Below are 21,451 nucleotides of genomic sequence, written 5' to 3' on the forward strand. Positions count from 1 at the left end.
CGCCGGACGTCCCGAAATCCTCTCGATGTCATGACCACGACACGAAGCACTGGAAGACTCGGAACGGGCGCTTTTGCCCTTCGAAAACACCAGGAGGAATTCATGCAACACAGACCACTGGAGACAACCATGATGAAGCGCAGAAAGTTGCTGTTCGGCACTGCCGCCGTCACAGCGTCCGCCTTCGTGCCGATGGCACGGGCACAGCAGGTTCTCACTGTCGGGCTGATCCCATCCGAGGATTCGCGCGCCATGATCGCCAACAGCCAGGCCATGATGGACATGCTGTCCAAGGCCCTGGGATTCGCGGTCAAGCCCTTCGTGGCGGCCGACTACAACGGCGTGATCGAAGCGCTGCGTTCCAAGCGTCTCGACGTGGCCTACCTCGGCCCGTTCTCGTATGTGCTGGGTGCCACCGTCGCCGACATCGAGGCCTTCGCCGTCGCCGAAACCAAGAAGGCCGGACGCACCTTCTATTACAGCCAGATCGTCACGCACAAGGACACCGGCATCAAGACGGTGGCCGACCTGAAGGGCAAGACCTTCGCGTTCGTCGATCCGAGTTCCACGTCGGGCCATCTGTTCCCGAAGGCGGGGCTGATGAAGCTGGGCTTCAACACCGACAAGGACTTCGGCCGCGTGATCTTCTCGGGCTCGCACGACTCGAGCGCGATCGCGGTGCAGAACAAGAAGGTGGACGCCGCGGCGATCGCCGACCGCATCCTCGATGCCGCGGTTTCCAAGGGCCTCGTCAAGCGCGAAGACCTGGTCGAAGTGTGGAAGTCGGACCCGATTCCCGAGTCGCCCACCGTCTGGCGCAAGGACTTGCCCGCCGACCTCAAGACGCGCGTGCAGGCCGCCTTCCTGCAGGTGAAGAACATTCCCTGGTCCGACCAGGGCGAGCTCAACGGTTTCCACCCGACCAACGACGCGGCCTACAACATCATCCGCGACACGGCCAAGGTGCTGAACCTCGACCTGAGGAAGATGAAATGATCGAGATCCGCGGCCTCTGCAAGCGCTATGGCGACTTCACCGCGCTCCACCGCGTCGACCTCACGGTGGGCAAGGGCGAGTTCGTCGTCATCCTCGGCGCATCGGGCGCGGGCAAGTCCACCTTGCTTCGCTGCATCAACCACCTGGCCGAGCCGAGCGAGGGCGAGATCCATGTCGATGGCGAGCGCTCGCGCGGTGACCGTGCGGGCCTCCGCAAGGTGCGCCGCGACGTCGCGATGATCTTCCAGCACTACAACGTGGTGCCTCGGCTGTCGGTGCTGAAGAACGTGTTGACCGGGCGGCTCGGCTCGATGCCGGCCATCGCTTCGTGGTTCCAGATCTTCCCCGCGAAGGACATCGCGATTGCCCGCGAATGCCTGCGCCGCGTGGAGCTCGACCACAAGTCGGACCTGCGCACCGACACGCTCTCTGGCGGCCAGAAGCAGCGCGTGGGCATCGCCCGTGCGCTGGCGCAGCAGCCCAAGGTGATTCTGGCCGACGAACCCGTGGCCAGCCTCGATCCGAAGACCTCGCGCAAGGTGCTCAACTACCTGAAGCAAGCCAGCAGCGAGGCGGGCATCACCGTCATCTGCAACCTGCACCAGGTGGACTACGCGCGTGAATTCGCGCAGCGCGTGATCGGTGTCGCGGGCGGCCGCGTGGTGTTCGAAGGCCGGCCCGACGAACTGACCGAAGAGGTGCTGCAACGCATCTACCCGGGTGGCCTGGAAGACGGCCCGATCGAGCCGACCGCACCCGCCGCATCGCCCGCAGCCGCTCCCGTGGCCGCTCCCGTGGCCGCGGTGCGTCCCGCCCAGCAACTCGCCCTGGAGCAATCATGATCGCCATCGGACGCTACAACCTGCTGGTCGCCAAGAGCGGCGGCAACCCGGGCTGGTGGAAGTACGCCCTCGTCGGCCTGGCTGCGCTGGGCGTGATGTGGTGGGCCGCCATCGGCAGCCAGGTGAGCTTCAGCGAACTGGCCAAGGGCATGCCGTGGATCGCCGACTTCCTCGGCCGCATGCTGCCGCCCAACTGGGAGTTCATGCAGCGGCTGGTGAAGCCGGCCATCGAGACGGTGCAGATCGCGCTCTGGGGCACGCTGCTGTCGGTGATTCTTGCGGTGCCGCTGTGCTTCTTCGCGGCGCGCAACATCTCGCCGAACCTCGCGGTGTTCCATGCGATGCGGCAGGTGCTGAACATCACGCGCGGCATCAACGAGATCATCCTTGCGCTGATCTTCGTGGCTGCCGTGGGCCTGGGGCCGTTCCCCGGCGTGCTGGCCCTCGCGCTGCACGGCGCGGGCATGCTCGGCAAGTTCTTCGCCGAATCGATTGAAGAGATCGACCAGGGTCCGCTCGAGGCATTGCGCGCCACCGGTGCCGGGCCGATACAGACCATCATCTTCGGCGTGATCCCGCAGGTGGTGACCGCGTGGATCGGCGTCATCGTCTACCGCTTCGAGACCAACCTGCGCCAGGCCACGGTGCTGGGCATGGTGGGCGCGGGCGGCATCGGCTTCGAACTGGTGGGGAGCATGAAGCTCTTCCAGTACCAGGACACCGCGACCTGCATCCTGGTGATCGTCGTCATGGTGATGACGGCCGACTACCTGTCGACCAAGTTGCGCGCATGGATTCAACAAGGAGCGCATCAATGACAAGCAGCAAGCCGACCCTTCCGGATGTCTCGGTGAACGGCCGCGCCTACAGGTCGCCTTCGCAGCCCGTCGTCGTGGTGTGCGTCGATGGCTGCGAGCCCGACTACATCACGCAGGCGATCCAGGCCGGCGTCGCGCCATTCATGAAGAAGATGCTGGCGGCGGGAAGTTCGGGCACCTCGCTGGTGGGCGACTGCGTGGTGCCCAGCTTCACGAACCCGAACAACCTCTCGATCGTGACTGGTGCGCCGCCCTCGGTGCACGGCATCTGCGGCAACTATTTCCTCGACACCGCCCAGGGCAAGGAAGTGATGATGAACGACCCCGCCTACCTGCGCGCCGAGACGCTGCTGGCGGTGTTCTCCAAGGCCGGCGCGAAGGTCGCGGTGATCACGGCCAAGGACAAGCTGCGCACGCTCCTGGGCCACCGCATGGAAGGCATCTGCTTCTCGGCCGAGAAGGCCGACCAGGCGACGCGCGCCAACGGCGGCATCGACGATGTGCTGGCGCTGGTCGGCAAGCCCATGCCCTCGGTCTACAGCGCCGACCTGAGCGAGTTCGTGTTCGCGGCCGGCGTGAAGCTGATGGAGACCGAGCGGCCCGACCTCATGTACCTCTCGACCACCGACTACGTGCAGCACAAGTGCGCGCCCGGCACCGCCGGCGCCAACGACTTCTACGCGATGATGGACGGCTACCTCGCGCAACTCGACGCGCTGGGCGCGACCATCGCGCTCACCGCCGACCACGGCATGAGCCCGAAGACCGATGCGGCCGGCAATCCGCGCATCGTGTTCCTGCAGGAGGTGCTCGATGAGCGCCTGGGCGCGGGGCTCGGCCGGGTGATCCTGCCGATCACCGATCCGTACGTGGTGCATCACGGCGCGCTCGGTTCCTTTGCGACCGTGTACCTCGAAGCGGGTGTCGATGTGCCCGCGCTGATCGAAGCGCTGCGCGGAACGGATGGCATCGAACAGGTACTCACGCGCGACGAAGCGGCTCAACGCTTCGAGTTGCCACCCGACCGCATCGGCGATCTCGTGGTGGTGTCCGACCATCTCGCCGTGATCGGCACGCGTGCCTCGGAGCACGACCTGAGCGGCCTCACGGTGCCGCTGCGTTCTCACGGCGGGCTGTCCGAGCAGAAGGTGCCGCTGCTGTTCAACCGGCAACTGCAGGGCGTCGATCCGAAGCGGCGATTGCGCAACTTCGACATCTTCGACCTCGCACTGAATCACGCGATCCCTGCGGCCCACGCGGCACCTGCCGCCACCTGACGAGAAACCCATGAGCGCCAATTACCACAACCCCGTACAGAGCGTGTACGGGGCAGGGGCCCTGTCGTCCCTGCCGAAACTGCTCGACGGCCGCCGTGCCGCGCTGGTGACCTTTCCGGAGGCCCGTGCCATCGGCCTGCTGGGCCGGCTGGAGTCGGTGCTGCAGGGCGCGTTGGCCTGCACCATCGATCAGACGCGGCCCAACCCCGATGTCGCTGAACTCGCGAGTCTCTACGAGTGGTTCTGGCGCGAGCATGCGGATGTGGAAGTGCTCATCGCGGTCGGCGGCGGCAGCGCCATCGACACCGCGAAGGCGCTCATGGTGGCGAACGATGCGGCGAGCTTTTCCGATCTCGTCGCAGGCCTTGCCGGCGAGCGGCCGTTCGTGCCCACACGCAGCAAGATGCTGATCGCCGTGCCCACGACTGCAGGCACCGGCAGCGAGGTCACGCCCTGGGCCACGGTGTGGGACCGCGAGCGGCAGAAGAAGTATTCGCTGCACCTGCCCGAGACCTGGCCGCGCTATGCGGTGGTCGATCCGGAGCTGATGCTGTCCTTGCCCGCGGCCGTCACGCTGCAGAGCGGGCTCGATGCGCTGTCGCATGCGCTCGAGGCCATCTGGAACGTCAATGCGAATCCGCTGTCCGACACCTTCGCTGTCTCGGCCGTGCGCGACACATTGGAGGTGCTGCCGCAGCTGATGGGCCAGCTCGACAACGTTGAACTGCGAGGCCGCATGGCGCTCGCGGCGCTCAAGGCCGGCATGGCGTTTTCCAACACCAAGACGGCGCTCGCGCATTCCATCTCCTACGAGATGACGCTGCGCTACGGCCTGCCGCACGGCATCGCCTGTTCGTTCCTGCTGCCGATGGTGCTGGAGCGTGCGATCGGCCGGCGTGCCGACCGCGACGCGGTGCTGCGCGAAGCCCTCGGCATGCCGCTCGCGGAGGCGCCGCAGCAACTGGCGGCCTTCATCGAATCGCTGGGCGTGAAGACGCGCTTCGCCGATTACGGCGTGGGCGACGACGAAGCCCGCGAGATGCTGCTGCATGCCCAGGGCGGTGCGCGCGGCAAGAACTTCATCGGCAACGACCTTGCGGAGAACCAGGCATGACGACTGTTTCGACACCCCACCGTGACAGCGCAGCGTTTCGCGCCGAGTCCCTGCGCATCGGCGGCGAGCGCGTGCGGCGCGAGCGCACGCTCGATGTGTTCAACCCCTACACCAACGAGCGCGTGGGCACCGTGCCGCTCGCTTCGGTGAACGATGTGCGCGAGGCCTTCCGCATCGGCCATGCGTATCGCTCGACCCTGTCGCGCTACGAGCGGGCCAGCATCCTGCAGCGGGCCTGCGCATTGCTGCGCGCACGCGCCGACGAAGGGGCCGCGATCATCACGATGGAATCGGGCCTGTGCATGAAAGACGCGCTGTACGAAATCGGCCGCGTCGCCGATGTGCTGACCTTCGGCGCCACCGAGGCGTTGCGCGACGACGGACAGGTGTTCTCGTGCGACCTCACGGCGCACGGCAAGAAGCGCAAGGTCATCACGCTGCGCGAGCCGCTGCTGGGCGTGATCACCGCGATCACGCCGTTCAACCATCCGATGAACCAGGTCGCGCACAAGGTGGTGCCGAGCATCGCGACCAACAACCGCATGGTGCTCAAGCCTTCGGAGAAGGTGCCGCTCTCGGCCTTCTACCTGGCCGACATCCTCTACGAGGCCGGCTTGCCGCCCGAGATGTTCCAGGTGGTGACGGGCGACCCGCGCGAGATTGCCGACGAACTCATCACGAACGCGCAGGTGGACTTGGTCACCTTCACCGGCGGCGTGGCCATCGGCAAGTACATCGCGGCGAAGGCCGGCTATCGGCGCATCGTGCTGGAACTGGGCGGCAACGATCCGCTGATCGTGATGGAAGACGCGGATCTCGACCGCGCCTCCGACCTCGCGGTGCAGGGCTCGTACAAGAATTCGGGCCAGCGCTGCACGGCGATGAAGCGGATGCTGGTGCACAAGGATGTGGCGAGCGAATTCACCCAGCGCGTGGTCGAGAAGACCAGGCGCTGGAAATATGGCGACCCCGCAGATGCCAACAACGACATGGGCACGGTGATCGACGAGGCCGCGGCCCGCCGCTTCGAATTGCTGGTGGACGAGGCGGTGGCATTGGGTGCGCGGCTGCTCGTGGGCAACCGGCGCGAGGGCGCGCTCTATTCGCCGACCGTGCTGGACAACGTGCGCCCCGAGATGACGGTGGTGCGCGAGGAGACCTTCGGCCCCGTCTCGCCGATCATCCGCTTCGGCAGCATCGACGAGGCGATCGCCATCTCGAACGGCACGGCCTACGGTCTCTCGTCGGGCATCTGCACCGACCGCATGGACTACGCGACCCGCTTCGCCAACGAGCTGAAGGTGGGCACGGTGAACGTGTGGGAGGTGCCGGGCTACCGCATCGAGCTCACGCCCTTCGGCGGCATCAAGGACTCGGGGCTGGGCTACAAGGAAGGGGTGCAGGAGGCGATCAAGTCGTTCACCAACGGCAAGACCTTCACGATGCCCTGGGGCTGAGCGAGCGCCTTGCTTACGATGCGGGGATGACGCAGATCATTCCCGGAATGCCGCGCATCGGGTGCGCGGGCTGGAGCCTGCCGCGCGACCTGTGGCCGGCGTTTCCCGCCGAGGGTTCGCACCTCGAGCGCTATGCGCAGCGCTTCGATGCGGTGGAGATCGATACCTCGTTCTATCGGCCTCACAAGCGCGAGACCTACGAGCGCTGGGCCGCGAGCACGCCCAACGGATTTCGCTTCGCGGTCAAGTTGCCGAAGACCGTCACGCACGAGCAGCGGCTGGTTGGCGCGATGCCGGCCTTTGATGAATTTCTGTCGCAGGTCGTGGGGCTGGGCGACAGGCTTGGTTGCCTGGTCGTGCAACTGCCGCCGAGCCTCGCGTTCGATGCTGCCGTGGTTCGTCAGTTTCTCGCCGATGTGCGGCAAAGGCACGCCGGTCCCGTGGCTCTGGAGCCGAGGCATCGCAGCTGGTTCGTGCCGGTGGCCGAGTCGCTGCTGTCGCGCTTCGAGGTCGGTCGCGTGCTGGCCGATCCGGTGCTGTTCGACGAAGCGGCGGCGCCCGGCGGATGGCCGGGGCTCGTCTACCTGCGGCTGCACGGGTCGCCGCGCCGCTACTGGTCGGCCTACGACGATGCGCTGCTGGAGCGGCTCGCATCGCGCCTGCAGCGCGCGCGCGAGGAGGGCGCCGCGTGCTGGTGCATCCTCGACAACACGGCGGGCGGCGCAGCGGTCGGCAACGCGATGACCTTGGCGCGGCTGCTACAAAATCGCTGATTCATTCGAGGAGACATGCACATGAAACTCAACAGACTTTGCGCCGGCGTTGCGCTGGCTGCCGCCGCCGGGCTCGCTGCGGCGCAAGGCTTTCCCACCGCCAAGCCCATCCGCCTGATCGTCGGCTACCCGCCCGGCGGCGGCATCGACTTCGCGGCGCGCACGGTGCAGGTGCCGCTGCAGGAGGCGCTCAAGCAGCAGGTGGTGGTCGACTACAAGCCCGGCGCGAGCGGCATGATCGCGGCCACCGAGCTCACGCGCCAGCCGGCCGACGGCTACACGCTGCTCTTGGCCAACACCGGCCCCTTCGCGATCGCGCCGTACCTGCAGAGCAAGCCGCCGTACGACCCCATCAAGCAGTTCACCTACATCGGGCAGATCAGCCAGGGCAGCTACATCGCGGTGACGCGGCCCGACCACCCCGCGAAGAACCTCAAGGAGTTCGTCGCCTGGGCCAAGGGGCAGCCGGGCAAGGTCAATTTCGCCTCGGGCGGCAACGGCACCTCGACCCACCTGAACGGCGAGCTGATGAACCAGGTGACGGGCCTGGACATGACCCATGTGCCCTACAAGGGCAGCGCGCCCGCGGTGCAGGATTTGCTCGGCGGGCAGACGCAGATCCTCATCGACGCGGGCAGCGTGCTGCTGCCGCAGGTGAAGGGCGGCAAGCTCAAGGCGCTGGCCGTGACCGGGCCGGTGCGCGATCCGCAATTGCCCGACGTGCCGACGGTGAAGGAACTGGGCCTGGCGGGCATGGAGTCGGTGGGCTTCCAGGGGCTGGTGGGGCCGGCCAACATGCCAAAGGACGTGGTCGAGCGGCTGTCGAACGAGCTGGCCCGCGCGTTGGCGCAGCCCGAGATCAAGGCCAAGTTCGCGACCGCGGGTGCCGAGGTGCATTCGCTCGGCCCGGCCGAGTTCGCGGCCTTCGTCAAGTCGGACAATGAGAAGTGGTCCAAGCTCATCCGCGAGCGCAAGCTGCAACTCGACTGATTTTTCCTCCTCATGACAGACATGCATTTCAAGTTCAAGCCGTCGTGGCTTCTTCTCGCGCCGGCCGCGCTCTGCGCTGCCGGCGCGCAGGCACAGGCCCCATCCATCCCCAAGACCATCCGCCTCATCGTGGCGTACCCCGCAGGCGGCGTGAGCGACGTGGTCGCACGCGCGCTCGGCGACAGGCTCGCCGCGCAGATGGGCACCACGGTGGTCGTCGACAACCGCGCCGGCGCGAGCGGCGCCATCGGCATGGATGCCGTGGCCAAGGCCGCGCCCGATGGCGCGACCCTGGGCTTCTCGGCCATCAGCCCGCTGGTGCTGAGCCCGCACCTGGGCAAGCTGCCTTTCGATCCGCTGAAGGACATCGCGCCGGTGGCGAGCGTGATGTATTCGCCGGTGCTGCTGATCGCCACGCCGGCCAGCAAGGCGAAGGATTTCCGCGCACTCATTGCCGATGCCAAGGCGCAGCCCGGCGCGGTGCGCTGGGCCACGTCGGGGCCGGCGTCGCTCGGGCACATCGTGCTGGAGCAGGTGAGGGCGGCGACGGGCGTGGACATCACGCATGTGCCCTACAAGGGAGGTGGCCAGCAGCTCAACGATGCGCTGGGCGGGCAGTTCGAGATCCTCTCGACCAACGCGAGCCCGACGCTCACCTCGCACATCCAGTCGGGCAAGCTGCGGCCGCTGGCCGTGGGCGCTCCGGCCCGGCTCGACAGCCTGCCGCAGGTGCCCACGCTGGGCGAGCTGGGCTACAACGCGGCGAACATCAACTCGCTGTTCGGCGTGTTCGCACCTGCCGCCACGCCGCCCGCACTGGTCGCGAAATACAACGCCGAGATCAACAAGGCGCTGGCGAGCCCCGAGTTGCGCGCCAAGCTCACGGCCACCGACAACGTGCCGACCGGCGGCACGGCCGCGGCCTTCGCCAAGGAGATCGCCTCGGAGTTCGAGAGCAACGGGCGCATCGTGAAGGCCGCGAACATCAAGGCGGATTGAGGAATGACCCTGAGGCTTGTGCTTGGAGTTTCCCTACCTTATAGTAGGTAGATGAACGACGCCACCGCCACCCCCGCCGCGCTTGCCGCCGGCAGCACCCGGGACCAGATCCTCGGCGTGGCGCGCGGCCTTATCGAAACCCGCTCGTACCTGGGCTTCAGCTTCCAGGACGTGGCCAACGCGGTCGGCATTCGCAAGGCGAGCCTGTACCACCACTTCCCGACCAAGGAAGCGCTGGGCATCGCGGTGATCCGGCAGGCCACGCAGTACTTCAAGGATTGGGATGCGGCCCGCGAGCGCGAACCCCAGGACGCGCTCGACTCGTATTTCCGCATGTACCGCAACACGCTGAAGGCCGGCTCGGGCATGTGTCCCGCCGGCTCGCTGGCGCCAGGGTGGGATTGCATCAACGAAGAGCTGCGCCAGGCGGTGCAGGAGCTGCGCCACACGCAGGTGCTGTGGCTCACCGGCGTGCTGGGCGCGCTGGCACCGGCAGGGGCGCGGAAGAAGGGCGCTCCCTCAGTTGCTGCGCAGGCCAGTTATGTGTTCTCGGTGTGCCAGGGCGCGCTGCTCGCATCGCGCATGACGGGGCGTGTCGAAGACTTCGACGAAGCCATCGCGCAACTCAGGAGTTCATTGCCCGGCTGACGGCCGGGCGGCATCGCAAGGCACGCATCGACGTGCCTATTTTTTGACCCATCAGCCTACCGATTGAATGGTAGATTTTCTCAAGGAGCATTTTCATGAAAGCCGTCATTTCCGCCTACGCCCGCTCGCCGTTCCACTTCGCAAAGAAGGGCGCGCTCGCCGAGATGCGCCCCGACACGCTGGCCGCCGGCGTGGTGAAGGGCCTGCTGCAGCGAACCGACCTCGACCCCGCGCTGCTCGAAGACATCATCCTGGGCTGCGCGTACCCCGAAGCCTCGCAGGGCAACAACGTCGCGCGCATCGTCGGCCTTTTGGCCGGGCTGCCGCACGAGGTGGGCGGCATGACGGTGAACCGTTTCTGCGGCTCGTCGATGCAGGCCGTGCACATCGCCGCGGCGCAGATCGAGGCGGGCATGGGCGAGGCGTTCCTCTGCGTGGGCGTCGAGTCGATGACGATGGTGCCGCAGGGCGGCTTCAACTTTTCGCCCAGCCCCGAGCTGCTGGCGAACACCGATGCCTACATCTCGATGGGCGAGACGGCCGAGAACGTCGCGCAGCGCTGGAACGTGAGCCGAGCCGACCAGGAGGCCTTCGCCGTCGACTCGCACCGCAAGGCGGCCGCCGCGCGCGCGGAAGGCCGGCTTGCTGGCGAGATCGTGCCGGTGCGCCTGGCCTCGGGCGACGTGGTCGATGCCGACGGCTGCATCCGCCCGAGCACCTCCGCCGAAGCGCTGGCCAACCTCAAGCCCGCCTTCCGCCCCGACGGCGTGGTGACGGCCGGCACCTCGTCGCCGCTCACCGACGGCGCGGCCGTCGTGCTTGTGACCAGCGATGCCTTCGCCGCGAAGCACGGCCTGCAGATGCTCGCGCGCATCAAGTCGTTCGCTACCGTGGGCGTGGACCCGGCCATCATGGGTATCGGTCCGATCCCCGCGACGCGCAAGGCGCTGGCACGTGCCGGGCTGACTGCGACGGACCTCGACGTGATCGAGATCAATGAAGCCTTCTCGTCGCAGGCACTCGCGTGCATCCGCGACCTGGGCCTCGACCCGTCGAAGATCAACCTCGACGGCGGCGGTCTTTCGATCGGCCATCCGCTGGGCGCGACCGGCGCGCGCATCACGGGCAAGGCGGCGTCGCTGCTGGTGCGCGAGAAGGGCCGCTACGCGCTGGCCACGCAGTGCATCGGCGGCGGGCAGGGCATCGCGACCATCCTGGAGCGCGTCTGACCGAAGGAAAGTTCGAGAATGCGCTCATGCGCGAACCCACGACAAGGAGACCCCATGACCGCACCCACTGACACCGGCGCCAGGCGCGCGCTGTACCTCGAAGACCTGTCGGTCGGCGACCGCTTCCAGAGCGGCGAGCACACGCTCGACGTGGCGCAGATCAAGGCCTTCGCGCTGCAGTTCGATCCGCAACCCTTTCACACCGACGAAGAGGCCGCGAAGCACACCTTCTTCGGCGGCCTCGCGGCGAGCGGCTGGCACACGGCCGCGCTCACGATGAAGCTGCTGGTGGAGAGCGGCGTGCCGCTGGCCGATGGCATCATCGGCTCGGGTGGCGAGTTGCAGTGGCCCAAGCCGACGCGGCCCGGCGATGTGCTGCATGTGGTGAGCGAGGTGGTCGACATCACGCCCTCGCGTTCCAAGCCCGGCCGCGCGATGGTGACGATGCGCTGCCAGACGCGCAATCAGCGCGGCGAGGTGGTCCAGTACTTCACGCCGAAGCTGGTGGTGCACAGCAGGCCCACAGCGGCCTGACCCTCCAGGCTCAGACCACGCGCAGGCCGAGTTCCTCGACCAGCGATGCGGCCTGCCGGTGCGAGATGGTCGCGCCCTTGAACTGCGCGGCGTTGGCAAGGCGCAGGCCGCCCAGGTCGGCATCGCGCAAGTCCGCACCTTCGAAGCGTGCGAGCTTCAGGTGCGCGTTGCGCAGGCTCCCGCCTTCGAACACGGCCTCGCGGAAATCGCAGCCCGAGAGGTCGGCTTCGGAGAAGTCCAGTTGCGCGAGCGTTTGCTTGCGGAACGACAGGCTGCGCAGGCGCGCATCGACCAGCAGTGAGTCTTTGAAGACGATGCCCAGCGCGGAGACTTCAGCGAAGTGCGCGCCCGTGAGCTTCACGCCGCTGAAGAGCGCGGAAGCCAGCTTGGCGCGGGTCCACTGCGTGTTGTTGAGGTCGCAGTCCTGGAAGCGTGCGTTCGTGAGGTCTGCGAGGCCGAAGTCGGCCTGGCGTGCCCGGCATCCAGCCCAACGGGTTTCCGACAGCAGGGCGCGGTCGAACGACGTTTCGGCGAAGTTGCACAGCGTAAATTGCGCGCCGCGCAGGTCGAGCCGGGACAGGTCCGCTTCGTCGAAGTTGCAGCGTTCGAAGTGCAGTGGCGCGTTGCGGTCTTGCAGGCAGGCGACGAGATCGGCGCGTGACCAGGTCTGGTCGGAAATCACGGAGGCAGTTGAGGTCATGTCGATGTGTCGGAGCCGGCTGCCAGCATGCGCAGTTCTTCGGCGGTGAAGCCGGCGCGTTGGCGGGCTTCGAGATTGAATGGCGGCCTGATGCGCGGCGCGTCGTAGCGCGCCACGAGCACCGGATAGTTCGCTTCGGCATCGAGCCCCGCGCGGTCGCAGAGCCAGCGATACCAGTGATTGCCGATGGCGACATGGCCCACTTCGTCGCGCAGGATGATGTCCAAAATCTCCACCGCGCGCAGCGCATCGGGCGTGTTGACGCGCCGCAGCTTCGCCTGGATCAGCGGCGTGGCGTCGAGCCCGCGCGCCTCGAGCGTGCGAGGCACCAGCGCCATGCGGGCGAGCACGTCGTCCTTGGTTTTCTCGCACATGTTCCACAGGCCGTCGTGGCCGGGAAAGTCGCCGTAGCGCCAGCCCATGTCCTGCAGGTGCGCATGCAGCAGCGTGAAATGCAGCGCCTCTTCGTCGGCCACACGCAGCCAGTCGCGGTAGTAGGCCTCGGGCATGCCGTCGTAGCGCCAGACCGCATCGAGCGCGAGGTTGATCGCGTTGAACTCGATGTGGCAGATCGAATGGATCAGCGAGGCGCGGCCTTCGGGTGTGAACGGCGAGCGCTTCTGCACCGCGGTGGCGGACACGCGCACGGGCTTCTCGGGGCGGCCCGGCACGCCCAGGTCGTCGCCTTCGGCGCGGATCGGGGCGGCTGCTATGGAATCGGTAGCGACCAGCGCTGCGATGGCGCGTGTTGCAGCCACCTTTTGTTCAGGATCGGTCAGTCGCAGCGCGGCCAGCGCGCTCAATCGGGGGTGCATCCCTACAATTCTAGTTTTTGCCCCCGGAGACCCCACGATGGCCCTCTACGAACTCGATGGCGTTGCGCCGCAACTTGGCACAGGCGCCTGGGTCGCCGACAGCGCCGAAGTGATCGGCAACGTGAAGCTGGGCGAGAACGCCAGCATCTGGTTCGGCGCCGTGCTGCGCGGCGACAACGAGACCATGACCATCGGCCGCAACAGCAACGTGCAGGACATGTCGATGCTGCATTCCGACCCCGGCAGCCCGCTCACCGTGGGCGAGAACGTCACCATCGGCCACCAGGTCATGCTGCACGGCTGCACCATCGGCGACAACTCGCTCATCGGCATCCAGGCAGTGGTCTTGAATAACGCGAAGATCGGCCGCAATTCGATCGTTGGCGCCGGCAGCGTGGTCACCGAGGGCAAGGAGTTTCCTGACAACTCCCTCATCTTCGGCTCGCCCGCCAAGGTGATGCGCACGATCAGCGACGAAGACGCCGCCCGCCTGCGCCATGGTTCCGACCATTACGTCGAAAACGCCGTTCGCTATGCGAAGGGCCTCAAGAAAATCGCCTGACCCCGCGCAGGCCCAACAGAAAGAATCCGTTTTGAGCGAGCTGCACAAATTCCTGTTCGATGGCCTGCCGGTGCGCGGCATGATCGTGCGCCTGACAGATGCGTGGCAGGAGATCCTTGCGCGGCGCGCCTCCAACACCTCCACCGGTGCCTACCCGCCGCCCGTGGCCGAGCTGCTCGGCGAGATGACCGCCGCGGCCACGCTGATGCAGTCCAACATCAAGTTCAACGGCGCGCTGATCCTGCAGATCTTCGGCGACGGCCCCGTCAAGGTTGCCGTGGCCGAGGCCAAGCCAGACCTCAGCCTGCGCGCCACCGCCAAGGTGATCGGCGACCTGCCGGCCGATGCGCGCCTGCCCGACATGGTCAACGTGAGCAACAAGGGCCGCTGTGCGATCACGCTCGATCCGAAGGACAAGCTCCCGGGCGCCACCCCCTACCAGGGCGTCGTGCCGCTTTTCGACGACGAAGGCGAGAAGCTCGGCAAGCTCAGCGACGTGCTGCAGCACTACATGCTGCAGAGCGAGCAGCTGGACACCACGCTGGTGCTTGCGGCCGACGACAAGGTCGCGGCGGGCCTCTTGATCCAGCGCCTGCCCGTGAAGGGCGAGGGCAACCTGGAAGGCACGTCCGACAAGGACCGCGATCAGGCCAACGAAGACCAGATCGGCTTGAACGAAGACTACAACCGCATTTCGATCCTCGCCTCCAGCCTCACGCGCGACGAGCTGCTCACGCTCGACATCGAGACCATTCTTCGCCGCCTGTTCTGGGAAGAAAAGCTGCTGCGCTTCGAGCCGCAGGCCGGCCCGCAGGGTCCGCACTTCGCATGCACCTGCGGCCGCGAGCGCGTGGCGCAGATGATCCGCGGGCTCGGCGTTGAAGAGGCCGAGGAGATCCTGGCCGAGCGCGGCGACATCGAGGTGGGCTGCGACTTCTGCGGCAAGCAGTACCGCTTCGATGCGGTCGATGCGGCGCAGATTTTCAGACCGCCTACGGATCAGATTCCGGGCAGTTCGATCGTTCAGTAAGACGTGCCGCGTCGGCCCCCGTTTCAGGCGGGCTGGCGCATCACCTTCACCATCGCCGCCAACCGCTCGTTCGCAAAGCCCGCATCCAGCGACCGCTTGAACAACCCCATCAGGAAATCCGGAAAGCTCGCATCGAGCCCGGCTTCCCGCGCCTGCTTCACGAAGAGCCGCCCCGAGCCCGCGCAGGTGGCCATCGAGCTCTCGGGTTCGCCGTAGCGGTTGGCGTGGATGGCCAGGCCCTCGGCGCTGATCATTTCGCCGAGCACCGGCGAGATCGCGCCGATCATCTGCGAGAAGGCGTCCACGCCGAGCCCTTCGGATTCGCAGATGCGCACGCCGTGAAAGAACCCGCTCATCGCGCCGAACATGCAAGAGAGCGTTGCCAGGTCCCACGCGGCCGCGTTGCCGATGGGCTCGCCCATGTACTGGATGTTTCCCGCGATGGCTTCGAGCACCGGACGGCAGGCCGCGAGGGCACGTTCTTCGCCGGAGATGAAGAGCGGCGTGTCGGGCCGGCCGATCTGACCGGGCGTGGCGAGGAGGGCGCCGTCGAGATACGCGACGCCGCCGAGGGCTGCCCAGTCGTCGCGCGCGTCCTGCGGGGTGCCGGTGCTCAATTGCACCAGTACCTTGCCGCGCAGCGCGTCGGCCACGCCGGGCGCGGCGAGGATGGCGCGCCAAGCCGTGTAGTCCGCGACGCAGACCAGCACGACAGGGCTGGCCTGCACCGCGGCTAGCGCACCGGGTGCGAGCACCGTGCCCTGGTTCAGTAAAGGCTTCGCGCGTTCGGCGGTGCGGTTCCACACCGTCAGCGTGAATTTCGTTTGCAGGGCGCGCGCGAGGGCGATGCCCATGGGGCCGAGGCCGATGAGGGAAACGTCGGTCATGTCGTGTGTTCCTTTGGGTGCGGATTTCAGGCGGCGGCCGGGGTGAGCTTCTGCCCCAGGCCGCCATCGACGGTGAGCCGGGCGCCCGTCGTGAAGGTCGCCTCGAAGGCGAAGAAGAGCACCGCGCGCGCCACCTCGGCTGCCGTGCCATGCCGCCGCATCGGCGTGATCTGGTCGCCCACGCGGATGAACTCCGTACGCTCCTCGGCCGTCGCATCGGCGATGCCGAGCGTGGGCGTGTCGATGAAGCCGGGGCTCACCACGTTGACGCGGATGCCGCGCGTCACCAACTCGGCCGCGAAGCCCGAGGCGAACGAGCGCAGCGCGGCCTTGGTGCCGCTGTAGACACTCATGCCGTGCATGCCGCCCTCGTCGGCGATGGACGAGGTGAAGACGATCGCGCTGCCCTGCGGCATCAACGGCGCAAGGCGCTGCACGGTAAAGAACGGGCCCTTGGTGTTGATCGCGAAGGCGCGGTCGTAGCCCGCTTCGGTCACCTGCTCGAAGGGCTCCAGCGTCGCGATGCCGGCGTTGATGTGCAGCAGGTCGATGCGGCCGAAGCGCTCGCGCACCGTGGCGGCGAGGGCGTCGATGTCGGCGAGCGAGGCCGCATCGGACGCAAGCACATGGGCGCCCGGGCCCAGCGTGCGGCGCGCGGCTTCGAGGTTCTCCGGATTGCGCCCGGTCACCAGCACTTCGGCGCCGCCGTCGATCAGCGCCCGTGCCGTCGCCAGGCCCATCCCGATGGTGCCGCCGGTGATGACGGCCTTCTTGCCCGCGTAGGGTTTGTTCATGATTTGCATGCCTTGAAACGAGTGGAGTTCATGGCTGCGAATGATCGGGATTGCCGCGCCAACGGTCGCGCACATTCGGCTGTGCGGGAGCACAAACGGACGATGGCATGCGGTGCGGTCGCGGCAGATAATCTTTCCGATGAGCTACAACGACCTGGCACTGACGGCCGACAGCTTCGTGATGCCCGCACCCTCCGGCCTGCGCGTCGACATGCGCCAGACCCCGGCCGGCGTGGTCGGCTACGAGGCCTTGCCCGACCATCGCATCAAGCTGCACGCGGGCGCACCGGTGCCGGGCGCCTGCCGGCTGCACAAGTTTCTCTACACGCGCGGCGACCTCGACATCCTGCCGGCCGGCGCGACCGACGTCTGGCACGAGGAGGCGCCCAGCACCTCGATCGTCGTACGCATGGCGCCCTCGCTGCTGCAGCGCACCGCCGACGAGATGGGCCTGCCCGCCGAGCGTGCGCGGCTCGGCGAACGCCACCAGTTCCGCGATGCGCAGATCGAGCACATCGCCCTCGCGCTCGATGCCGAGCGGCGCGCGGGTTTTCCGAACGGCACGCTGTACACCGACAGCCTGGGCACTGCGCTGGCAGTGCACTTGATTGCGGGACAGAAGGTCGAGGCGGCGCCCGTGCAGGGGCTGTCGCGGCCGCAACTGCGGCGTGTGACGGAGTACATCGAGGCGAACCTCGACGGCGACCTGTCGCTGTCGACGCTGGCCACCATCGCGGGCCTGAGCGCCTCGCACCTCAAGACGCAGTTCAAGCGCTCCACCGGCCTGCCGGTGCATGAGTACGTGGTGCACCGGCGTGTGGACCGGGCGCGCGGCCTGCTGCTGCGCAGCGCCATGCCGGCGAGCCTCGTGGCGTTGGAGAGCGGTTTCTCGCACCAGAGCCACATGGCGCGGTGCATGCGCCGTGTGCTCGGCGTGACGCCGGGCGAGGTGCGGCGCGCGGGCTGACCGCTGCTGCGCTCAGCGGGCTTCGTCGTCGAAGCCGCTGAATTCGATGTCCGGCGCGCTCGTGTTGTGCTTCGAAGGCAGGCTGCGGCCGAAGCGCACCTGTGTGGCGTTGAGCGACTTCACTTCGGGCAAAGGCTTGGCTTGCGACGCGGCGCCCGGCGACTCCTGCCAGCGCACTTCGCTCATATCGGCGTTGTCGGGCGTGACGTACATCGAGCGCAACACTGCGAAGGGTTGCGCGCTCGCGGTGGGCTTCGACAGCATCACATCCAGCGCCGTGCGCTTGCGGCTGATCTCGTCCACGCGCGCTACCGCGCTGCCGCCGTTCGTGAAGCGCAGGTGAATCGCCAGCGGCTTCGGCACCACGCGGATCGATGCGATGTTCACCACCGGCCGCCCGGCCTGTTCGACCGGCCCCAACAGGAACGACGAGCCGTACACACCATCGCCAAAGCGGGCCTCGGGCAGTGGCTTCAGGCGCCAGTAGCCGTCGGACGGGTACAGCACGATCGCCTCGAGCGCCTTGCCGTTCTCCTTCTTGAACACCTGCAGCAGGTGAAAGCCGCGATCGCTGCGGTTGCCCACCTGCACCGGCACGCGCTGCGGCCGCCAGAAGGTGGGCAGTGTCATGCCGACGATGCGCCACTCGGTGTTGTCCAGCAGCACCACGGTGCGCTTCTTGAAGCGGTGCGCGGGATCGGTGGGATGCGCGCCGCCATCGAAATTGCAGCCCGAAAAATCAGGCGCGGTGACGTCGTTGCCGATCTTGTCGAGGTAGTCGGGCTGCAGCGCCTCGATGCGCATGTGGCGGATGCCCTCGCCACGCAGCACCATGGAGACGTTGTCTTCCTCGGCGCAGGCGGTGGTGGTGGTGCCGTTCTCGACGGTGGCGGCGACGGGGGCTGCGAGGGCAGGGCCGGCCGACAGTAGCGCGGCGATAAAAAGGGGCAGGAAGGAGGCGGTGCGCGGGGCGGGGTGCAGGGGCATCAGGTCTCCGTGGGAGAAGAGCGGCGGCTGCTTATTCGCGCCGCCCGATCAGGTCTGTGAAAAGCCGATGTTCGCATTCCGGGTCGGAACACTTCTCGCAAGGCCATGTCCACGCGGCGGGCTTTGCGTCGGCCTTGCCGCGTGCACGCGCGCGGGTTTCGCGGTCTTCGCCACTTGCGATCGAGTTGATGGCGTTCCACGCGTTGGCCAGGCGCTCGCCGCCGGTGCCGTGCACGACGGTGAACGAGAGCTTCGCGCCCGTCAGCGCGGCGCGCACGAGCGTGTCGGTCGGCTGGCGGGCATGGGGGCCGTCGCGCAGGTGGTCGCCGACCCAGGGAATGTCGAGTGCGGTCAGCAGCGTGATGGCGTAGCGCCGCTGGGCCGCGAGGGCGCCAGCGTAGAGCGAGCGGTCGTCGAAGAGCTGTTCGCTGTAGACCGCGGTCATGAGCGCGGTGGTGTCGGCGATCGCCACGCCGGTTGCGGCGGCGGCGTCGATGCGGCGCGTCTGCTCGTCGGCGATGGCCTGCTGCTCGTCGGGTCGCGGCGTGCGGCCTTCGCGATCGCACCATTCGCGCAGGTACTCGCCCACGAGCGTCACCGGAATGCCGCGCTCCTGCAGGCGCTGCGCGATGGCGCGCGCCAGTTCGGTCTTGCCGGTGCTCTCGGCGCCCAGCACCGCGATGACGCAACCGGTCGGCAGCATCGGTGTCATGCGCGCTCCAGCGCCGGCAGGCGCCGCCGCCATGCCAGGTAGCCGGCCACGCTGAGCACCGCGAACACGGCGTACAGGCCGACGGTGAGCCACAGGCCCTTGTGGATGAACAGGCCCACGCTCACGACGTTCACCGCCAGCCAGATGAGCCAGTTCTCGATGAACTTGCGCCCGAGCAGGAACTGGCCGACGAGGCTGAGGCCGGTGGCGAAACCGTCCCACCATGGCACATCGGTGTCGGTGAAACGGCGAAGGAAGAGGGCGACCGCGGGCCATGCGATGGCGCAGGCGGCCAGGGTCAGCGTGATGCCGCGCGACGACAGCCGGCTGACATGCAGCACACTGCCGTCGCTGCGATGGCCGCGTAGCCATTGGAACCAGCCCCACAGCGCGACGAAGGCGAAAAACACCTGCAACGACGCATCGCCGTAAATGCGCGCCTTGGCGAAGACCACGACGTAGAGCAGCGAACTGACGATGGCCAGCGGCCAGCCCCAGTGGATCTCGCGCATGTTGCAGCCGACCATGGCAAGCGCCAGGACGGCGGCCACGAGTTCGAGCCAGCTGACGGGAGAGCCCCAGAGCGCGAAGGCGGGGGCCGAGAGGAACTCGGGCATCAGCAGGCGGGGTGTTGAAGGATCAGTGCGCGATTTGCACGAACACTTCGTTCGGCTTGACCATGCCGAGTTCCGCTCGCGCACGTTCTTCGACCATTTCGAGCCCGTCCTTCAGGTCGTTGACCTCCGAGGCGAGGCGCTCGTTGGTGATCGTGGCCTTGGCGTTCGCTTCCTTCTGGTCGGTCAGCTTGGTCTGCAGTTGCGCGACATCGCGCACGCTGCCGCGCCCGTTCCACAGCTGCCACTGGAGAACGACCAGCAGGAGCAGCAGGACGATGGGAGGAACGAAGCGCGCGCGCATGAATGAGTGCCTGTCTACGCCACCCGCTCACCGAGGCCGCCGCGCTGCCGTTCCAAAGGGAGCGGCGAAGTGCGTGGCCTGGCGAGCCGGGTGGCTGGCATCACTTGAGGTTGTAGAACGCGCCGCGGCCGGGGTAGCTGGCGATGTCGCCGAGGTCTTCTTCGATGCGCAGCAGCTGGTTGTACTTGGCGATGCGGTCCGAACGCGAGAGCGAGCCGGTCTTGATCTGGCCGGCGTTGGTGCCCACGGCGATGTCGGCGATGGTGCTGTCCTCGGTTTCGCCCGAGCGGTGCGAAATGACGGCCGTGTAGCCCGCGCGCTTGGCCATCTCGATGGCGGCGAAGGTTTCGGTCAGCGTGCCGATCTGGTTGATCTTGATCAGGATCGAGTTGGCGATGCCCTTGTCGATGCCCTCCTGCAGGATCTTGGTGTTGGTGACGAACAGGTCGTCGCCCACCAGCTGCACGCGCTTGCCCAGGCGCTCGGTCAGGTGCTTCCAGCCGTCCCAGTCGCCTTCGTGCATGCCGTCTTCGATGCTGATGATCGGGTACTTGTCGACCCAGTTGGCGAGCATGTCGGTCCAGCTCTCTGCCGACAGCGAGAGGTTCTCGCCCGACAGCACGTACTTGCCGTCCTTGTAGAACTCGCTGGCTGCGCAATCGAGGCCGAGGGCGATCTGTTCGCCCGCGGTGTAGCCGGCTTTGTCGATGGCTTCGAGGATGAGCTGGATGGCTGCTTCGTGGCTCTCGACGCTGGGGGCGAAGCCGCCTTCGTCGCCGACTGCCGTGCTGATGCCGCGGTCGCCCAGGATTTTCTTGAGCGCGTGGAACACTTCGGCGCCATAGCGCACGGCCTCGCGGAAGCTCTTGGCGCCCACGGGGATGATCATGAATTCTTGCAGGTCGAGGCTGTTGTTGGCGTGCGCGCCGCCGTTGATGACGTTCATCATCGGCACCGGCAGCTGCATGCCGCCCATGCCGCCGAAGTAGCGGTACAGCGGCAGGCCCGACTCTTCGGCCGCCGCGCGGGCCACGGCCATCGAGACGGCGAGGGTGGCGTTGGCGCCCAGGCGCGCCTTGTTGTCGGTGCCGTCCAGGTCGATCATCGTGCGATCGAGGAAGGCCTGTTCGCTGGCATCCAGGCCGAGCACGGCTTCGGAGATCTCGGTGTTGATGTTCTCGACGGCCTTCAGCACGCCCTTGCCGAGATAGCGGCTCTTGTCGCCGTCGCGCAGTTCGATGGCTTCGCGCGAGCCGGTCGATGCGCCCGAGGGCACGGCCGCGCGGCCCATGGTGCCCGACTCCAGCAGCACGTCGCACTCGACGGTGGGATTGCCTCGGCTGTCGAGAATTTCGCGGCCGACGATGTCAACGATTGCACTCATCTTTTGTCTTTCTCAAAT

At 67.2% G+C, this 21,451-nt stretch carries 24 protein-coding genes; 15 read left to right on the forward strand and 9 right to left on the reverse strand.

Annotated features, from left to right (window positions below):
* Positions 1-132: 132 nt before the first annotated feature.
* From phnD to QF040_RS01550, 12 genes are all read left to right on the forward strand, one after another.
* Positions 133-996 (forward strand): phosphonate ABC transporter substrate-binding protein, encoded by an 864-nt coding sequence (phnD, locus tag QF040_RS01495; RefSeq protein WP_307512749.1) that lies wholly within the window; start codon positions 133-135, stop codon positions 994-996.
* A complete protein-coding gene (phnC, locus tag QF040_RS01500) occupies positions 993-1,838 on the forward strand; it encodes a phosphonate ABC transporter ATP-binding protein (protein ID WP_429609474.1) in 846 nt (281 codons plus the stop codon). The genes phnD and phnC overlap by 4 nt, the downstream gene beginning before the upstream one ends.
* On the forward strand, positions 1,835-2,656 hold the full coding sequence (gene phnE, locus QF040_RS01505; protein ID WP_306877477.1) for a phosphonate ABC transporter, permease protein PhnE: 822 nt from the start codon (positions 1,835-1,837) through the stop codon (positions 2,654-2,656). Before phnC ends, phnE begins: the two co-directional genes overlap by 4 nt.
* Positions 2,653-3,933 carry a phosphonoacetate hydrolase gene (phnA, locus tag QF040_RS01510; RefSeq protein ID WP_429609476.1) on the forward strand — a complete coding sequence of 427 codons (1,281 nt, stop codon included), beginning with the start codon at positions 2,653-2,655 and terminating at the stop codon, positions 3,931-3,933. The genes phnE and phnA overlap by 4 nt, the downstream gene beginning before the upstream one ends.
* Before the next feature lie 10 nt (positions 3,934-3,943).
* Positions 3,944-5,047 carry an iron-containing alcohol dehydrogenase PsrA gene (gene psrA / locus QF040_RS01515; RefSeq protein WP_307508646.1) on the forward strand — a complete coding sequence of 368 codons (1,104 nt, stop codon included), beginning with the start codon at positions 3,944-3,946 and terminating at the stop codon, positions 5,045-5,047.
* Entirely contained in the window at positions 5,044-6,504 is a 1,461-nt protein-coding gene (gene phnY, locus QF040_RS01520; protein ID WP_429609478.1) for a phosphonoacetaldehyde dehydrogenase, read from the forward strand. Before psrA ends, phnY begins: the two co-directional genes overlap by 4 nt.
* Before the next feature lie 26 nt (positions 6,505-6,530).
* Positions 6,531-7,277, forward strand: a complete 747-nt coding sequence (locus QF040_RS01525; protein ID WP_429609479.1) for a DUF72 domain-containing protein — start codon at positions 6,531-6,533, stop codon at positions 7,275-7,277.
* A gap of 21 nt (positions 7,278-7,298) precedes the next feature.
* A complete protein-coding gene (locus QF040_RS01530; protein WP_429609481.1) occupies positions 7,299-8,267 on the forward strand; it encodes a Bug family tripartite tricarboxylate transporter substrate binding protein in 969 nt (322 codons plus the stop codon).
* A 12-nt stretch (positions 8,268-8,279) separates the two neighbouring features.
* A complete protein-coding gene (locus QF040_RS01535) occupies positions 8,280-9,266 on the forward strand; it encodes a Bug family tripartite tricarboxylate transporter substrate binding protein (protein WP_429609482.1) in 987 nt (328 codons plus the stop codon).
* Between the two features lie 51 nt (positions 9,267-9,317).
* Positions 9,318-9,914, forward strand: coding sequence for a TetR/AcrR family transcriptional regulator (locus QF040_RS01540; protein WP_307508634.1), 597 nt, complete (start codon positions 9,318-9,320; stop codon positions 9,912-9,914).
* Between the two features lie 95 nt (positions 9,915-10,009).
* Positions 10,010-11,143 (forward strand): thiolase family protein, encoded by a 1,134-nt coding sequence (locus QF040_RS01545; protein ID WP_429609483.1) that lies wholly within the window; start codon positions 10,010-10,012, stop codon positions 11,141-11,143.
* A gap of 54 nt (positions 11,144-11,197) precedes the next feature.
* A complete protein-coding gene (locus QF040_RS01550; RefSeq protein ID WP_429609484.1) occupies positions 11,198-11,677 on the forward strand; it encodes a MaoC family dehydratase in 480 nt (159 codons plus the stop codon).
* A gap of 10 nt (positions 11,678-11,687) precedes the next feature.
* Here QF040_RS01550 and QF040_RS01555 read toward each other — a convergent pair whose 3' ends face one another.
* Both QF040_RS01555 and QF040_RS01560 read right to left on the reverse strand, forming a co-directional pair.
* Entirely contained in the window at positions 11,688-12,377 is a 690-nt protein-coding gene (locus tag QF040_RS01555) for a pentapeptide repeat-containing protein (protein WP_429609485.1), read from the reverse strand.
* On the reverse strand, positions 12,374-13,192 hold the full coding sequence (locus QF040_RS01560) for a ferritin-like domain-containing protein (protein WP_429609486.1): 819 nt from the start codon (positions 13,190-13,192) through the stop codon (positions 12,374-12,376). Before QF040_RS01560 ends, QF040_RS01555 begins: the two co-directional genes overlap by 4 nt.
* A gap of 37 nt (positions 13,193-13,229) precedes the next feature.
* Here QF040_RS01560 and QF040_RS01565 point away from each other — a divergent pair, with 37 nt between their 5' ends.
* Positions 13,230-13,754: a gamma carbonic anhydrase family protein gene (locus tag QF040_RS01565; protein WP_013540595.1), complete on the forward strand. Its 525-nt coding sequence runs from the start codon at positions 13,230-13,232 to the stop codon at positions 13,752-13,754.
* A 31-nt stretch (positions 13,755-13,785) separates the two neighbouring features.
* Positions 13,786-14,784, forward strand: coding sequence for an Hsp33 family molecular chaperone HslO (locus tag QF040_RS01570; RefSeq protein ID WP_429609487.1), 999 nt, complete (start codon positions 13,786-13,788; stop codon positions 14,782-14,784).
* 23 nt (positions 14,785-14,807) lie between these two features.
* Here QF040_RS01570 and QF040_RS01575 read toward each other — a convergent pair whose 3' ends face one another.
* Together QF040_RS01575 and QF040_RS01580 are read right to left on the reverse strand one after the other, a co-directional pair.
* Positions 14,808-15,671, reverse strand: coding sequence for an NAD(P)-dependent oxidoreductase (locus QF040_RS01575; protein WP_429609488.1), 864 nt, complete (start codon positions 15,669-15,671; stop codon positions 14,808-14,810).
* A gap of 26 nt (positions 15,672-15,697) precedes the next feature.
* Positions 15,698-16,465 carry an SDR family oxidoreductase gene (locus QF040_RS01580; RefSeq protein WP_429609489.1) on the reverse strand — a complete coding sequence of 256 codons (768 nt, stop codon included), beginning with the start codon at positions 16,463-16,465 and terminating at the stop codon, positions 15,698-15,700.
* A gap of 139 nt (positions 16,466-16,604) precedes the next feature.
* On the opposite strand from QF040_RS01580, the gene QF040_RS01585 reads away from it, so the two are divergent.
* Positions 16,605-17,432: a helix-turn-helix domain-containing protein gene (locus QF040_RS01585; RefSeq protein ID WP_429609490.1), complete on the forward strand. Its 828-nt coding sequence runs from the start codon at positions 16,605-16,607 to the stop codon at positions 17,430-17,432.
* Between the two features lie 12 nt (positions 17,433-17,444).
* On the opposite strand, the gene QF040_RS01590 is transcribed toward QF040_RS01585, so the two are convergent.
* The 5 genes from QF040_RS01590 to eno all read right to left on the reverse strand — a co-directional run bounded on the left by QF040_RS01590 (position 17,445) and on the right by eno (position 21,433).
* Complete coding sequence (locus QF040_RS01590; RefSeq protein ID WP_429609492.1) at positions 17,445-18,419, reverse strand: hypothetical protein; 975 nt, start codon at positions 18,417-18,419, stop codon at positions 17,445-17,447.
* 31 nt (positions 18,420-18,450) lie between these two features.
* Positions 18,451-19,131 carry an AAA family ATPase gene (locus QF040_RS01595; protein ID WP_429609494.1) on the reverse strand — a complete coding sequence of 227 codons (681 nt, stop codon included), beginning with the start codon at positions 19,129-19,131 and terminating at the stop codon, positions 18,451-18,453.
* On the reverse strand, positions 19,128-19,748 hold the full coding sequence (gene pnuC, locus QF040_RS01600) for a nicotinamide riboside transporter PnuC (protein WP_429609496.1): 621 nt from the start codon (positions 19,746-19,748) through the stop codon (positions 19,128-19,130). Before pnuC ends, QF040_RS01595 begins: the two co-directional genes overlap by 4 nt.
* 22 nt (positions 19,749-19,770) lie before the next feature.
* Positions 19,771-20,049 (reverse strand): cell division protein FtsB, encoded by a 279-nt coding sequence (ftsB, locus tag QF040_RS01605; protein WP_306877462.1) that lies wholly within the window; start codon positions 20,047-20,049, stop codon positions 19,771-19,773.
* Between the two features lie 100 nt (positions 20,050-20,149).
* Complete coding sequence (gene eno, locus QF040_RS01610) at positions 20,150-21,433, reverse strand: phosphopyruvate hydratase (protein WP_013540608.1); 1,284 nt, start codon at positions 21,431-21,433, stop codon at positions 20,150-20,152.
* Positions 21,434-21,451: the final 18 nt, after the last annotated feature.

Source organism: Variovorax sp. W2I14 (assembly GCF_050435205.1).
Lineage (GTDB): Bacteria > Pseudomonadota > Gammaproteobacteria > Burkholderiales > Burkholderiaceae_C > Variovorax > Variovorax paradoxus_C.

What these genes read in the sequence shown, in the direction of transcription:
- eno (WP_013540608.1), bottom strand. Translation starts at nt 21,433, where the DNA reads ATGAGTGCAATCGTTGACATCGTCGGCCGCGAAATTCTCGACAGCCGA.
- QF040_RS01550 (WP_429609484.1), top strand. Translation starts at nt 11,198, where the DNA reads ATGACCGCACCCACTGACACCGGCGCCAGGCGCGCGCTGTACCTCGAA.
- phnY (WP_429609478.1), top strand. Translation starts at nt 5,044, where the DNA reads ATGACGACTGTTTCGACACCCCACCGTGACAGCGCAGCGTTTCGCGCC.
- ftsB (WP_306877462.1), bottom strand. Translation starts at nt 20,049, where the DNA reads ATGCGCGCGCGCTTCGTTCCTCCCATCGTCCTGCTGCTCCTGCTGGTC.
- QF040_RS01555 (WP_429609485.1), bottom strand. Translation starts at nt 12,377, where the DNA reads ATGACCTCAACTGCCTCCGTGATTTCCGACCAGACCTGGTCACGCGCC.
- QF040_RS01525 (WP_429609479.1), top strand. Translation starts at nt 6,531, where the DNA reads ATGACGCAGATCATTCCCGGAATGCCGCGCATCGGGTGCGCGGGCTGG.
- QF040_RS01530 (WP_429609481.1), top strand. Translation starts at nt 7,299, where the DNA reads ATGAAACTCAACAGACTTTGCGCCGGCGTTGCGCTGGCTGCCGCCGCC.
- QF040_RS01565 (WP_013540595.1), top strand. Translation starts at nt 13,230, where the DNA reads ATGGCCCTCTACGAACTCGATGGCGTTGCGCCGCAACTTGGCACAGGC.
- QF040_RS01585 (WP_429609490.1), top strand. Translation starts at nt 16,605, where the DNA reads ATGAGCTACAACGACCTGGCACTGACGGCCGACAGCTTCGTGATGCCC.
- psrA (WP_307508646.1), top strand. Translation starts at nt 3,944, where the DNA reads ATGAGCGCCAATTACCACAACCCCGTACAGAGCGTGTACGGGGCAGGG.
- QF040_RS01575 (WP_429609488.1), bottom strand. Translation starts at nt 15,671, where the DNA reads ATGACCGACGTTTCCCTCATCGGCCTCGGCCCCATGGGCATCGCCCTC.
- QF040_RS01540 (WP_307508634.1), top strand. Translation starts at nt 9,318, where the DNA reads ATGAACGACGCCACCGCCACCCCCGCCGCGCTTGCCGCCGGCAGCACC.
- QF040_RS01535 (WP_429609482.1), top strand. Translation starts at nt 8,280, where the DNA reads ATGACAGACATGCATTTCAAGTTCAAGCCGTCGTGGCTTCTTCTCGCG.
- phnE (WP_306877477.1), top strand. Translation starts at nt 1,835, where the DNA reads ATGATCGCCATCGGACGCTACAACCTGCTGGTCGCCAAGAGCGGCGGC.
- QF040_RS01545 (WP_429609483.1), top strand. Translation starts at nt 10,010, where the DNA reads ATGAAAGCCGTCATTTCCGCCTACGCCCGCTCGCCGTTCCACTTCGCA.
- QF040_RS01580 (WP_429609489.1), bottom strand. Translation starts at nt 16,465, where the DNA reads ATGAACAAACCCTACGCGGGCAAGAAGGCCGTCATCACCGGCGGCACC.
- QF040_RS01590 (WP_429609492.1), bottom strand. Translation starts at nt 18,419, where the DNA reads ATGCCCCTGCACCCCGCCCCGCGCACCGCCTCCTTCCTGCCCCTTTTT.
- phnA (WP_429609476.1), top strand. Translation starts at nt 2,653, where the DNA reads ATGACAAGCAGCAAGCCGACCCTTCCGGATGTCTCGGTGAACGGCCGC.
- QF040_RS01595 (WP_429609494.1), bottom strand. Translation starts at nt 19,131, where the DNA reads ATGACACCGATGCTGCCGACCGGTTGCGTCATCGCGGTGCTGGGCGCC.
- QF040_RS01560 (WP_429609486.1), bottom strand. Translation starts at nt 13,192, where the DNA reads ATGCACCCCCGATTGAGCGCGCTGGCCGCGCTGCGACTGACCGATCCT.
- pnuC (WP_429609496.1), bottom strand. Translation starts at nt 19,748, where the DNA reads ATGCCCGAGTTCCTCTCGGCCCCCGCCTTCGCGCTCTGGGGCTCTCCC.
- phnC (WP_429609474.1), top strand. Translation starts at nt 993, where the DNA reads ATGATCGAGATCCGCGGCCTCTGCAAGCGCTATGGCGACTTCACCGCG.
- phnD (WP_307512749.1), top strand. Translation starts at nt 133, where the DNA reads ATGAAGCGCAGAAAGTTGCTGTTCGGCACTGCCGCCGTCACAGCGTCC.